A 13,031-nucleotide genomic window follows, 5' to 3' on the forward strand; every position below is an offset into this window, starting at 1 on the left:
ACATGTCAACAGTGGAAGGTAATGTGCCGGTCATGAGCCTGAGACATGCCGTGCTGGGCCTGCTGTCCGAAGCCCCGGCAAGCGGCTACGACCTGATGAAGCTGTTCAACGCCACGCTCTCGATGGTCTGGCCCGCCACACAGAGCCAGGTGTACGGCGAGCTCGGCAAGCTCACCACCGCAGGCATGGTCGAGGTCACCGCCCACGGCCCCCGCGGCCGCAAGGAATACGCGATCACCGACGAGGGCCTGACGGAGCTGCGCCACTGGCTCACCCAGGTCGAGCCGAGCGGCCCGCAGCGCGATGACGGCCTGCTGCGCGTCTTCTTCCTCGGCATCGTCACGCCGCTCGAAGCTCAGGCCTTCCTCCTCCACCAGGCCGAACTCGCCGCGCGCACCCGCGCGATGTGCGAGCAGGTCGACGAGAACGCCCAGTGGGACGACGAGATGATTTCGGTCTACGGACGGATCGCCCTGGAGTACGGCCTGCGGATGTCGGCGGCCCAGGAGGAATGGGCCCGCTGGGCGGCCGAGCAGGTGACCACCGCCAAGGCACGGCGGGCCAGCGAGCTCGCGCACGCCCAGCACGAAGGACACGGACGAAGCCACGAAGCACACGGAGAAAACGCCGAGGGCCCGAAGGGGGACGAGACCGACGGGACGTGAATACGGATGCCTCCGAGGCGCCCGGCGCGGCACCCTGGAGGCATGAACACCCAGCGCTCCGTGCGTCTCTCGAAGTACCTGTCGAAGCATTTGCGCCATGCACCGGAGCGGATCGGCCTCACCCTCGACGCCCAGGGGTGGGTGCCCGTCGATGACCTGATGGCGGCGGCCGCGGCCCACGGATTCCGGTTCTCGCGGGACGAGTTGGCGGCCGTGGTGGCCGGCAACGACAAACAGCGCTTCACCATCGAGGACGGCCGCATACGCGCCAACCAGGGCCATTCCCTAGGGGTGGACCTCGGACTGCCGCCGGCCGAACCTCCCGCACACCTCTTCCACGGCACGGTGGCGCGCCATGTGGCCGCCATCCGTGAGGAGGGGCTCCTGCCGATGGGGCGGCACGCGGTCCATCTCTCGCCGGACCGGGACACCGCGACCCGGGTGGGCGCCCGGCGCGGCAAACCGGTGGTTCTGGTCGTGGACGCCGCGGCGATGCACCGGGCCGGGCACGTCTTCCAGGTCAGCGCGAACGGCGTCTGGCTCACCGACCGGGTGCCCGCCCCCTTCCTCCGCTTCCCCGGGTGAGCCGTACCGCCCAGCCGTTCACCCGAGGGATCACAGCCCCGGCGCACCCCACACGGGGAACCACCGCGCCAGGTCCTTCTCGACCGTCAGATCATCCCCGAGCAGCGCCCTGACCTGCAGTTCGAGCGGATTCTCGCGCTTCTCCCCGCCACCCGGCTTCGGCGCGAAGGGGTAGAACGTGCCCCTCTTGTAGAGGTAGACCAGCGCGAGCGACCGCTGCCGGTCGTCACGGAAGCCGAGCAGCGAGCACAGTAGTTGCGGCCCAAAACCCGCCTCCTCCAGAGACGTGTTGACCGCGTGCAGGTCGTTGACCAGGCCCGCCACGTCCTCCGGCGAATGCCGTACGAGCAGCCAGGTGTAGCCGTACGCGTCCTGGTGGAACTCCACCGGCCCGTCCAGCAGAGATCGGGCCTCCTCCTGGATACGGGAGAACGCACCGCCCTCCACACTGGCGAAGCACACCGACCCGAGGCCGGTGGGCGTGAATCCGGCCGCGGCTTCGAGGGTGACGGCGGCGGACGGCAGCGCGAAGAGCTGGTCCAGATCGGGGCGTACCGGCTTGCTGCGGCCGAGGAGAGCGTCCAGAAATCCCATGTGCGGGGTACTCCTTGCTCCTGGAGGGGCCGGCCCGCACCGTCAGGCCGGGCCGGTGATCGTCACGGCCGCCTCACGCCCCGAGCTGCGCCGCGATCCGGCCCAGCTGGTCCAGGCGCTGTTCCAGCGTCGGGTGGGAGGACAGCATCCGGTGGAAGCTCTCCTTGTTGAACGCCGGCGCGAAGAAGAAGGCGTTGTACGGCTGGGCCTTGCGCAGGTCTTCGGTCGGGATCCGGGCGATCTGCCCGGTGACCTTGGTCAGTGCGGCGGCCAGTGCCGAGGGGCGGCCGGTCAGCAGCGCGGCGGCGCGGTCGGCGGCCAGTTCGCGGTAACGGGACAGCAGCCGGGTCAGCAGGAAGCTGATCGCGTAGACGACCGCGCTGACGGCGGTGACGATCAGCACGGCGATGGCCGCGTTCTGGTCCCGGTTGTTGCGCCCGACGCCGCTCCACAGGGCGGCCCGGGTGATGATCCCCGCCAGGACGCCGAGGAACGACGCGATGGTCATCACCGCGACATCGCGGTGCGCGACATGCGAGAGCTCGTGGGCCAGCACGCCCTCCAGCTCCTCCGGCTCCAGCCGTCGAAGCAGGCCCGTGGTGGCGCACACCATCGAGTTCTTCTGGTTGCGGCCGGTGGCGAAGGCGTTCGGCACGTCCGACTCGGCGATCGCGACCCGCGGCTTGGGCATGTCGGCCAGGGCACACAGCCGGTCCACGGCGCCGTGCAGCACGGGCGCCTGCTCCGGCGTGACCTCGTGCGCGCCCATGCTGAAGGCCGCGATCCGGTCGCTGAACCAGAACTGCGCGACGAACAGGGCTCCCGCGATCAGCAGCACCACCACCCAGGCGCCCTTCAGCAGGACCACCAGCACGCCGACGACCACGACGTACAGCAGCCCGATGAAGAACATCGTCGTGACCATCCGCGAGGTCAGCCCGCGGTCCGGGGCGAATCGGGTCTGTGCCATGGCTCCTCCACGAACACCGCACTTCGCGCAGTGCGCCGGCCCGCTCGCATCGCCGGTCCCGCCCGGCGCGCCACGGCCGCCACACTGCGCCGCTGTCCCGATTCTCCCTCTTCCGGGCTATATACGGGGTAAAGCGGAGGTGAGCGAACGACCGGGCTCGTCAGGGCGGGCCGGGCGGCGGGTTTCACGTGAGAGCCGGGCGGCGTGTTTCACGTGAAACCAGCCGCAGCCCGGCCCCCGCCCCTACTCGGAGCCGAGCTGCGCCAGCCCGTCCGTGGCAATCCGCTCGAAGACGTCCAGGTCCGCCGCGAAGAGCGAATCGGCGATCGGCCAGTGGACGACCAGCTCGTCGAAGCCCAGCGCGGCGTGGTTCCCGGCGAAATCCACGAACGCGTCGACGGAGTCCAGCGGCCGGTCCGGGGTGAAGCCGGAGAGCATGATCTTCTCCAGCTCGCCGGCATCGCGGCCGATTTCGGCACAGGCCTTGCCGAGCCGTTCGCACTGCCCGCGCACCGCCTCCAGGGAGTCGGCCGAGCTACCGCCGCCGTTGGAGACCTTGGGGTCACCCGTCGTCACCCACGCCTGGCCGTACTTGGCCGCGAGCTTCAGGCCGCGCGGCCCGGTGGCGGCCACCGCGAACGGCAGCCGCGGCCGCTGCACACAGCCGGGGATGTTGCGGACCTCGTGCGCGGAGTAGTGCTCGCCCTCGTACGAGACCACGTCCTCGGTCAGCAGCCGGTCGAGCAGCGGCACGAACTCGCCGAAGCGGTCCGCCCGCTCCCGCGGCGACCAGGGCTCCTGGCCGAGGGCGGTGGCGTCGAAGCCGTTGCCGCCGGCGCCGATGCCCAGGGTGAACCGGCCGCCGCTGAGGTCGTCGAGGGAGATCAGTTCCTTGGCGAGGGTGACCGGATGCCGGAAGTTCGGTGAGGTCACAAGGGTGCCCAGGCGCAGCCGGGAGGTCGCGGCCGCGGCGGCGGTCAGGGTCGGCAGGGCCCCGAACCAGGTCTGGTCGCGGAAGCTCCGCCAGGACAGGTGGTCGTAGGTGTAGGCGGCGTGGAAGCCCAGCTCCTCGGCGCGCTGCCACACCTCCCGCCCACCTTCGGACCAGCGGCGGACGGGAAGTATCACGGTGCTCAGTCGCATGCCTTCGAGCGTACGGCCGTCCGGGTGTTCCCCACGATCGCCTCCGGCCACCGCACGGAGTCGGCCGTCGTGGGTCCGGACAGCACCCTGGCCGGTAAGCGGCCTCGCATCCCGTCCGCCGCCCGGTCCCCTCACCGGCTCATCCGCGCGACCCACCGCACTCCTGTGCGCACTGGTGCGGGAAGATGGGCCCGTGACTGATGCCTCCGCCACGCCACCCCGGGCGCCCGAACCGGCCGTTGCCCCCGGACCGGCCGTGCTGCCCGAACCGGCCGTCGTGCCCCGGCTGATCGCCACCGACCTCGACGGCACCCTGCTGCACGACGACAAGACGGTGTCCGAGCGGACCATCGCCGCGCTCGCCGCCGCCGAGCGGGCCGGCATCGAGGTGTTCTTCGTCACCGGACGCCCGGCCCGCTGGATGGACGTGGTCAGCGACCATGTGCACGGCCACGGCCTGGCGATCTGCGCCAACGGCGCGGCCGTCGTCGATCTGCACCGCGGCGGCCGGATCGTCGAGGTCAGCCCGCTGGACCAGGCGCTCGCGCGGGAGGTCGTGGACGCGCTGCGCAGCGCCGCGCCCGGCACCTCGTTCGCCGTCGAGCGCACCAGCGGCATCCATTACGAACCGCAGTACCCGCCGCTCCTGCTGGACCCGGCCGCGGTCGTGGCACCGGTCGAGAAGCTGCTGGCGGACGATTTCGTGGCGCCGCTGGGCCCCGACGGCCCGGCGGCCGGCGCGGAGCCGCCCGCCTTCCCCGACCAGCCGGTCATCAAGCTGCTCGCGCACCACCCCGACCTGGAACCGGACACCTTCCTCGCGCTGGCCCGGTCGGCCGCGGGCGATCTGGCCTCGTTCACCCGCTCCAGCCCCACCGCCCTCCTGGAGATCAGCGGCCCGGGCGTCAGCAAGGCCGGCACCCTGGCCCACTGCTGTACCGAACGCGGGATCTCCCGGGAGGAGGTCGTCGCCTTCGGGGACATGCCGAACGACATCGAGATGCTGAGCTGGGCCGGCACCTCGTACGCCATGGCCAATGCCCATCCGGAGGTGCTGGCCGCCACCACGGGCCGGACCGCGTCCAACAACGAGGACGGCGTCGCGCTGGTCATCGAGCAGATTCTGCGGCGGTGCGCCGAGCGGGGTGCCGCGCGCCCCTGAGCGGCGGCCGATCGGCGCGGCGGCTCACAGCGGCGCCTCCCAGACCACCGTCGTGCCCGCGCCGTCCTCGCCCACCCCGGGCCCGTACGTGCTGGAGCCGCCCAGCGACTCCGCGCGCTTGGTGAGGTTCTTCAGACCGCTGCGGCGGCCGCCGGGCGGTATGCCGATGCCGTCGTCGGCGACGGTCAGCCGGACCCCTTCGGTGCCGTCCGGCAGCCGGACCGTCGCATCGACGACGACGTCGATCCGGGAGGCGTGGGCGTGCCGGAAGGCGTTGGACAGCGCCTCGCGCAGCGCGGCGATCAGGTTCTTGCCGGTCAGCTCGCCGATCCGGGAGTCGACCGGGCCGACGAAGTGGGCCGACGGCTGGAAGCCGAGCGGTACGGCGGCGGTGCCGATCTCGCGCAGCACCCGGGTGCGCAGGCCCGACGGCGCCTCCACCGGGCCCTGCTGGAGCGCGAAGATCGCGGTCCGGATCTCCTGGATGGTGACGTCCAGTTCGTCGACGGCCTTGCCGATGCCCGCCGCCACCTCCGGGACGACGGACCTGCGCTGGGCGCCCTCCAGCATCATGCCGGTCGCGAAGAGCCGCTGGATGACGAGGTCGTGCAGGTCACGGGCGATCCGGTCGCGGTCCTCGTAGACCGCCAGCCGCTCCCGGTCGCGCTGGGCGTCGGCCAGTACCAGTGCCAGCGCGGCCTGCGCAGCGAACTGGGTGGCCAGCGTCCGCTCGGCGGCGGAGAACGGCCGGGCGCCCCGGGACCGCGGGGTGGCGAGGGTGCCCAGGACCCGGCCGCCGCTCTTGAGCGGCAGCAGCATGCTGGGCCCGAAGCGGGCCGCGATGTCGGTGACCATCCGGGGGTCGCTGGCCGAGTCGTCGACGAACACCGGCTCGCCGTCGAGGAGTTGGCGGGCAACCGGGCTGTCGGGCGGGATGTGCGTCCCCAGGATGCCGGTGGGGTCGTCGGCCGATACGGCGACGATCTCCAGCCCGCCCTCGTCGTCGGGCAGCAGCACGATGCCCGCCGCCGAATCCGCCAGCTTTCTGGCCTGCTCGGCAACCACGGCGAGCGCGTCGTCGACGTCGCTGCCCGCAAGGAGCTCGGTCGTCACCGCCACCGAACCGTCGATCCACCGTTCCCGCTGGCGGGTCGCCGCGTACATCCGGGCGTTGCCGATCGCGATGCCCGCCTCCGTGGCGAGCACCCGGACCATGTGCAGGTCCTCCTCGCTGAACTCGCCGCCGCCGCGCTTCTCGGTCAGGTAGAGGTTGCCGAAGATCTCGCCCTGGACGCGGATCGGCACCCCCAGGAAGGTGCGCATCGGCGGGTGCTCCGGGGGAAAACCGGCCGCGCGCGGGTCCTGGGTGAGGTCGGCGAGGCGCAGCGGTCCGGGGTCGTGGACGAGCGCGCCGAGCAGCCCCTTGTGGCCGTCCGGGAGCGCGCCGATCCGCTCGTGCTCCTGTGCGCCGACGCCGTACGTCACGAAGTCCGAGAGCCCCTCGCGGGCGTCGTCGATGATCCCGATGGCGGCGTAGCGCGCGTCGGCGAGTTCGGCCGCGGTCTGCACGATCCGGTCGAGCGTGATGTGCAGATCGAGCCCCGCGCCGACCGTGCGCATCGCCTCCATGAGCTGCGGTACCCGGGCGGTCAGCTCGGAGGACAGGCCCTGCAGGCTGCGGGTGGCCTCGGTGGCGGCGTGCATGGGGTCGGGGCTGGGCGGGTCCGTGCGGCCGGCGCGATCCATGCCCTTGAGCCTAATGAGACGCCCCATAAGAGGCTATTCACCTGCAAAGCCGTCAGAGCGTCGGTGCCATGCCGTAGGCCGCGTCCACCGCCCGTTCGCGCTCCAGCATCCGCCGGAACGGGCCGTCGGCCGCGGCCAGCTCCGCCGGGCCGCCACGCTGCACGACCCGTCCGCCGTCCAGCACCAGCACCTCGTCGACGGCGTCGAGCCCGGTGAGGCGATGAGTGATCAGCAGCGTCGTCCGGCCCTCGGTCGCGGCCAGCAGATCGGCGGTCAGCGCGTCCGCGGTGGCCAGGTCGAGGTGCTCGGCCGGCTCGTCCAGGACGAGCACCGGGAAGTCCGCGAGCAGCGCACGGGCCAGCGCCAGCCGCTGTCGCTGGCCGCCGGAGAGCCGGGCACCGTGCTCGCCGACCATGGTGTCCAGGCCGTCGGGCAGCCCGCGCACCCAGTCGGCGAGCCGGGCCCGGTCGAGCGCGTCCCACAGCACCCGGTCCCCGTCCTCGCCCGGACCGGTGCTCCGGTCCCGCAGCGCCAGCCGGAGGTTCTCCCGCAGCGAGCTGTCGAAGAGGTGCGCGTCCTGCGCGCACAGCCCGACCAGCCGCCGGACCGCGTCACCGGCCAGCGCCTGGGCGTCCGTTCCGTCCAGCGTGTACGTGCCCGCCTCCCGGTCCAGGAAGCGCAGCAGCACCTGCGCCAGAGTGGTCTTGCCGGACCCGGACGGGCCGACCACGGCGATCCGGCGGCCGGCCGCCAGCGTGAGGTCCACCCCGTCCAGGGCGGGCCGGTCCTGCCCGGCGTGGCGGGCGGTCAGACCGCGCACGACCAGCGGGAACGGCGTCCCGGGGGCCGTCGCGGGGGCGGCCGGTTCGCGCACCGGTGCGGGCGCGTCCAGCACCTCGAAGACCCGCTCGGCCGCGCGCCGGGTCCGCTGCCGGTACTGCACGGCCAGCGGCAGCCCCGTCACCGCCTCGAACGCGGCGAGCGGGGTGAGCACGACGACGGCCAGCGCCACCCCGTCCAGCCGCCCGGCGTGCACCGCCTGGACGCCGACGAGCGCGGCGGCGACGACGGTCAGCCCGCACAGCAGCGCCGAGAGCCCGGCGCCGGTGCCCGCCACGGTCGCCGACCGGGACGCGATCCGGGTCAGCTCACGGTCCGCCCGCCGCACCGCTTCCGTACGGGCCGGCAGCGCGCCGGCCACCGTCAACTCGGCGGTCCCGGTCAGCAGATCGACGACCCGGGTGGCGAGCCGGCCACGGGCCGGGGCCAGCTGCCGCTCCGCCCGCCGGGCCAGCGCGGCCGAGAGCAGCGGCACCCCGGCTCCCGCGAGCAGCAGCCCGGCGGCCAGGATCGCGCCGGCCTCGGGCAGCAGCCAGCCGGTGAAGCCGACCGCGCCCGCGCCGACCAGCGCCGCCGCCCCGGCGGGCAGCAGCCAGCGCAGGAAGTGGTCCTGCACCGCATCGACGTCCGCGACCAGCCGCGACAGCAGGTCGCCGCGCCGGCGCCCGGCGAGCCCGGCCGGCGCCAGCCGCTCCAGCCGCCGGAAGACGGCGACCCGGACGTCCGCGAGCATGCGGAAGACCGCGTCGTGGGAGACCAGCCGCTCGGCGTACCGGAAGACCGCGCGCCCGATGCCGAACGCCCTGGTCGCGGTCACCGCCACCATCAGGTAGAGCACCGGCGGCTGCTGCGCGGCCCGCGAGATCAGCCAGCCGGACGTGGCCATCAGGCCCACCGCGCTGCCCAGTGCGAGGCTGCCGAGCAGCAGCGCCAGCGCGAACCGCGCCCGCCGGGCCCGCGCCATCCGCCGCAGGCGGGCCGGGGCCGAGGCCCGGGTGGGGGCGAGGTCGAGCGGATCGGAGGTCGGATCGGCGGTGGGGGCGTCCGGGACCGCGCCCCGGCCGGCCCGTACGCCCGCGTCCACCGCCGGTTCCCGCACGTCGGAAGGGGTGTCGGCGCCCGGCAGCCGCACCACCCGGTCGGCCACCGCCAGCAGTGCCGGGCGGTGGACGACGAGCAGTACGGTCCGGCCCGCGGCGAGCCGGCCGACCGCGGCGACGATCGCCTCCTCGGTCCCGCCGTCCAGACTCGCGGTCGGCTCGTCCAGCAGCAGGATCGGGCGGTCGGCGAGGAAGGCCCGGGCCAGCGCCAGCCGCTGCCGCTGGCCGGCGGAGAGCCCGGCACCGGATTCGCCGAGCCGGGTCGCCAGGCCGTCGGGGAGCGCCTCGACGAAGTCCAGCGCACCGGCGTCCGCGAGCGCGGTGCGCACGGCCGCGTCGTCCGCGTCCGGCCGCGCCAGCCGGACGTTCTCGGCGACGGTCCCGGCGAACAGCTGCGGACGCTGGGGCACCCAGGCGATCCGCTGCCGCCAGCTGTCGGGGGAGAGCTCGGCGATGTCGCGGCCGTCGACCAGGGCCCGGCCACCGGTCGGCGCGGTGAGGCCGAGGAGCACGCCGAGCAGTGTGGACTTGCCCGCGCCCGAGGGGCCGACCAGGGCGACGGTCTCGCCGGGGCGGACCTCGAACGAGGTCGCGGGCAGCGAGTCCGCGGTCCGTCCCGGGTGGCGGACCACGAGGTTCTCGACGGTCAGCGCGGTGCCCTCGGGCGCCGGCGCGGTGCCGGGCGTGGGCAGCGGCGCCTCCAGCACGGCGAAGATCTCCTCCGCCGCGGCGAGCCCCTCGGCCGCCGCGTGGTACTGCGCCCCCACCTGCCGCAGCGGCAGATACGCCTCGGGCGCGAGCACCAGCACCATCAGCCCGGTGTACAGATCGAGTTCGCCGTTCACCAGCCGCATGCCGATACCGACCGCGACCAGGGCGACGGAGATCGTGGCGAGCAGTTCCAGGGCGAACGAGGAGAGGAAGGCGATCCGCAGGGTGCGCAGCGTCGCGCGCCGGTACTCGCCGGTGATGGTGCGGATCGCGGCGGCCTGGGCCTTGGCCCGGCCGAAGACCTTGAGGGTGGGCAGGCCTTCGACGACGTCGAGGAAGTGCCCGGACAGCCGGGCCAGCAGCCGCCACTGGCGGTCCATCCGCGACTGGGTGGCCCAGCCGATGAGGACCATGAACAGCGGGATCAGCGGCAGGGTGAGGACGATCGTCAGCGCGGAGATCCAGTCGCCGGTGACGATCCGGGCCAGGACCGCGACCGGGACGACGACCGCCAGCCCCAGCTGCGGCAGATAGCGGGAGAAGTAGTCGTCGAGGGCGTCGATGCCGCGGGTGGCGAGCGTGGTCAGCTCACCGGTTGCCCGCTCCGGACGCTGTCGCGCCGCCCGCTCGACCAGCCGCATCCGCAGCTCGGACTTGACCGCCGCGCCGGCGCGGTGCGCGGCCAACTCGGTGAGCCAGGAGACCAGTCCGCGCCCCACCGAAACGGCCGCGAGCAGTGCAAGAGGAGTGGCCAGACCGCCGGGACCGAGGCCGTGCCGGAAGGCACCGACCACGATCTCGGCGATCAGCATCGCCTGGCCGACGACCAGGCCCGCTCCGGCCAGCCCGAGGACCACCACCGCGATGAGGAAGCCGCGGGTGGCGTGGGCGTAACGGAGCAGGCGCGGGTCGACGGGTTTCACGTGAAACATTCCATCCTGCCGGGCCGCCCCGAGGGGCGGCGTATCGGCTAGTGGGATTCGGCGATGTGCTGGGTGCCGATGCGCTTACGGAACACCCAGTAGGTCCAGCCCTGGTAGAGCATCACGAGGGGCGCGGCGATCCCCGCACACCAGGTCATGATCTTCAGGGTGTAGGGGCTGGACGAGGCGTTGCTGACCGTGAGGCTCCAGCTCTCGTTCAGCGTGGACGGCATGACGTTCGGGAAGAGCGTCAGGAACAGCATGGCGACCGCCGCCGCGATGGTGATCCCGGAGCAGGCGAACGCCCATCCCTCGCGCCCGATCCTGTTGGCCCCCAGCGCCGCGACCAGCGCGACCACCGCGACGATCATGGCGATCAGGCTGCTGCCGTCGCCCTTGTCCGCCTGGGTCCAGCCCAGGAAGCCGAGCGCGAGCACGGCGGCGATCAGTCCGACGACACCCGCCATCCTGCGCGCCCGCTCCCGGATGTCCCCCACCGTCTTGAGCGAGGCGAACACCGCGCCGTGGAAGGTGAACAGCGTGAGCGTGACCAGGCCGCCCAGGATCGCGTACGGGTTGAGCAGGTCGAGCAGTCCGCCGACGTACTCCTTGTGTGCGTCGATCTTCACGCCGTGCACGATGTTGCCGAACGCCACGCCCCACAGCACCGCGGGCAGCAGCGAGGTCCAGAAGATCGCGTGCTCCCAGTTGCGCTGCCAGCGCTCCTCGGGCCGCTTGGCGCGGTATTCGAAGGCCACGCCGCGCACGATCAGGCAGACCAGGATGAGCAGCAGCGGCAGGTAGAAGCCGGAGAACAGGGTCGCGTACCACTCGGGGAAGGCGGCGAAGGTCGCCCCGCCCGCGCTGAGCAGCCAGACCTCGTTGCCGTCCCAGACCGGGCCGATGGTGTTGATCAGTACCCGCTTCTCGCCGCGGTCGCGGGCGAGGAGCTTGGTGAGGACGCCGATCCCGAAGTCGAATCCTTCGAGGAAGAAGTATCCGGCCCACAGGACGGCGATGAGAACGAACCAGACGTCGTGGAGTTGCACGGTCGCCTCCTAGTACGAGAAGGCCATCGGCCGGTCGGCGTCGGCGCTGTCCCCGCCGATCTTGGTGGGCGGGTTGAGGTCGTCGTCGGTGAGCTCCGGGGGCCCGGCCTTGATGTACTTCACCAGCAGCTTGACCTCGACCACGGCGAGGATCGCGTAGAGCGTGGTGAAGACGATCATCGAGGTGAGCACCTCGCCCTGCGAGACGCCGGGGGAGACCGCGTCGGAGGTGCGCAGCACGCCGTAGACGACCCAGGGCTGCCGGCCCGTCTCGGTGAAGATCCAGCCCCACGAGTTCGCGATCAGCGGGAAGCCGAGGGTGACGAAGGCGAGCGACCAGTACCACTTGCTGAGGCGGGCGCCGAGCACCTTGTTCTTGGTGAGTGCGAGCTTCGGTGGTTCCTCGTCGCCCGTGCGCAGTCCGGGCGACAGCCAGAACTTCTTGCGGGTGAGCCAGAGCCCGGCGAGCCCGATGGCGAACGACGACATGCCGAAGCCGATCATCCAGCGGAAGCCCCAGTAGGCGACGGGGATGTTGGGCCGGTAGTCGCCGGGGCCGAACTTCTGCTGCTCGGACCTGTTGACGTCGTTGATGCCGGGGACCGGCGACGAGAAGTCGTCATGGGCCAGGAACGAGAGCAGGCCGGGTATCTCGATGGCCACCTTGTTGTGGCCCTTCTCCACGTCCCCGTAGGCGAAGACCGAGAACGGCGCCGGCGCCTCCTTGTCCCAGAGCGCCTCGGCGGCGGCCATCTTCATCGGCTGCTGCTTGAACATGACCTTGCCGAGCGTGTCACCGCTGACCGCGGTGAGGATGCCGGCGATGACCAGGGTGATCAGCCCGAGCCGCAGCGAGGTCCGCATGACCTTGATGTGCTTCTTGCGCATCAGGTGGAAGGCGGAGATGCCGACCATGAACGCGGCGCCCGTCAGGAAGGCGGCGGTCAGCGTGTGGAAGACGACGACCAGGGTGGTGTCCTGGGTCAGCACCTTCCAGAAGTCGGTGAGCTCGGCGCGTCCGGTGGTGGCGTTGTACTTGTAGCCGACCGGATGCTGCATCCAGGAGTTCGCGGCCAGGATGAAGTACGCCGACAGGATCGTGCCTATGGAGACCATCCATATGCAGAAGCAGTGGATCTTCTTGGGCAGCTTGTCCCAGCCGAAGATCCACAGGCCGATGAAGGTCGACTCGAAGAAGAACGCGATGAGCGCCTCGAAGGCCAGCGGGGCACCGAAGACGTCACCGACGAACCGCGAGTAGTCGGACCAGTTCATGCCGAACTGGAACTCCTGCACGATGCCGGTGACGACACCCATCGCGATGTTGATCAGAAACAGCTTGCCCCAGAACTTCGTGGCCTTGAGGTACTGCTGCTTGCCCGTGCGCACCCATGCGGTCTCGAGTCCGGCCACCAGAGCGGCGAGGGAGATCGTCAGGGGGACGAAGAGGAAGTGGTAGACGGTGGTGATGCCGAATTGCCATCGCGCCAGAGTCTCCGGCGCCAAGGCCAGTTCCATGCCGTGCTCCTTACCTCGCCACTCA

General features: G+C 72.0%; 10 protein-coding genes. 3 read left to right on the forward strand and 7 right to left on the reverse strand.

The genetic code is table 11. The features are described 5' to 3' along the window. Nucleotides 1-32 precede the first annotated feature (32 nt). The gene (locus tag ACGF4C_RS01945; RefSeq protein ID WP_393562482.1) at nt 33-665 is read left to right on the forward strand and encodes a PadR family transcriptional regulator; all 633 of its coding nucleotides are present in this window, start codon (nt 33-35) and stop codon (nt 663-665) included. A gap of 42 nt (nt 666-707) precedes the next feature. Continuing rightward, complete coding sequence (locus ACGF4C_RS01950; protein WP_393562484.1) at nt 708-1,250, forward strand: RNA 2'-phosphotransferase; 543 nt, start codon at nt 708-710, stop codon at nt 1,248-1,250. Nucleotides 1,251-1,280: 30 nt separating this feature from the next. Here the strand turns inward: ACGF4C_RS01950 and ACGF4C_RS01955 are convergent, their stop codons facing one another. From ACGF4C_RS01955 to ACGF4C_RS01965, 3 genes are all read right to left on the reverse strand, one after another. Continuing rightward, the gene (locus tag ACGF4C_RS01955; RefSeq protein ID WP_393562486.1) at nt 1,281-1,844 is read right to left on the reverse strand and encodes a hypothetical protein; all 564 of its coding nucleotides are present in this window, start codon (nt 1,842-1,844) and stop codon (nt 1,281-1,283) included. Between the two features lie 73 nt (nt 1,845-1,917). Then, the gene (htpX, locus tag ACGF4C_RS01960; RefSeq protein WP_393562487.1) at nt 1,918-2,814 is read right to left on the reverse strand and encodes a zinc metalloprotease HtpX; all 897 of its coding nucleotides are present in this window, start codon (nt 2,812-2,814) and stop codon (nt 1,918-1,920) included. A 243-nt stretch (nt 2,815-3,057) separates the two neighbouring features. Beyond that, a complete protein-coding gene (locus ACGF4C_RS01965; protein WP_393562489.1) occupies nt 3,058-3,957 on the reverse strand; it encodes an LLM class flavin-dependent oxidoreductase in 900 nt (299 codons plus the stop codon). Between the two features lie 193 nt (nt 3,958-4,150). On the opposite strand from ACGF4C_RS01965, the gene ACGF4C_RS01970 reads away from it, so the two are divergent. Next, nucleotides 4,151-5,119 (forward strand): Cof-type HAD-IIB family hydrolase, encoded by a 969-nt coding sequence (locus tag ACGF4C_RS01970; RefSeq protein ID WP_030411979.1) that lies wholly within the window; start codon nt 4,151-4,153, stop codon nt 5,117-5,119. 24 nt (nt 5,120-5,143) lie between these two features. Here ACGF4C_RS01970 and ACGF4C_RS01975 read toward each other — a convergent pair whose 3' ends face one another. The 4 genes from ACGF4C_RS01975 to ACGF4C_RS01990 form a co-directional block, all read right to left on the reverse strand. Further along, nucleotides 5,144-6,823: a GAF domain-containing sensor histidine kinase gene (locus ACGF4C_RS01975; RefSeq protein ID WP_393562835.1), complete on the reverse strand. Its 1,680-nt coding sequence runs from the start codon at nt 6,821-6,823 to the stop codon at nt 5,144-5,146. Nucleotides 6,824-6,917: 94 nt separating this feature from the next. Next, nucleotides 6,918-10,448 (reverse strand): thiol reductant ABC exporter subunit CydD, encoded by a 3,531-nt coding sequence (cydD, locus tag ACGF4C_RS01980; protein WP_393562491.1) that lies wholly within the window; start codon nt 10,446-10,448, stop codon nt 6,918-6,920. Nucleotides 10,449-10,486: 38 nt separating this feature from the next. Next, nucleotides 10,487-11,488 (reverse strand): cytochrome d ubiquinol oxidase subunit II, encoded by a 1,002-nt coding sequence (cydB, locus tag ACGF4C_RS01985; RefSeq protein ID WP_393562493.1) that lies wholly within the window; start codon nt 11,486-11,488, stop codon nt 10,487-10,489. Nucleotides 11,489-11,497: 9 nt separating this feature from the next. Continuing rightward, the gene (locus ACGF4C_RS01990) at nt 11,498-13,006 is read right to left on the reverse strand and encodes a cytochrome ubiquinol oxidase subunit I (RefSeq protein WP_393562495.1); all 1,509 of its coding nucleotides are present in this window, start codon (nt 13,004-13,006) and stop codon (nt 11,498-11,500) included. Between the last annotated feature and the right edge of the window lie 25 nt (nt 13,007-13,031).

The sequence above is a fragment of the Streptomyces sp. NPDC048197 genome (assembly GCF_043202395.1).
GTDB lineage: Bacteria > Actinomycetota > Actinomycetes > Streptomycetales > Streptomycetaceae > Streptomyces > Streptomyces siderophoricus.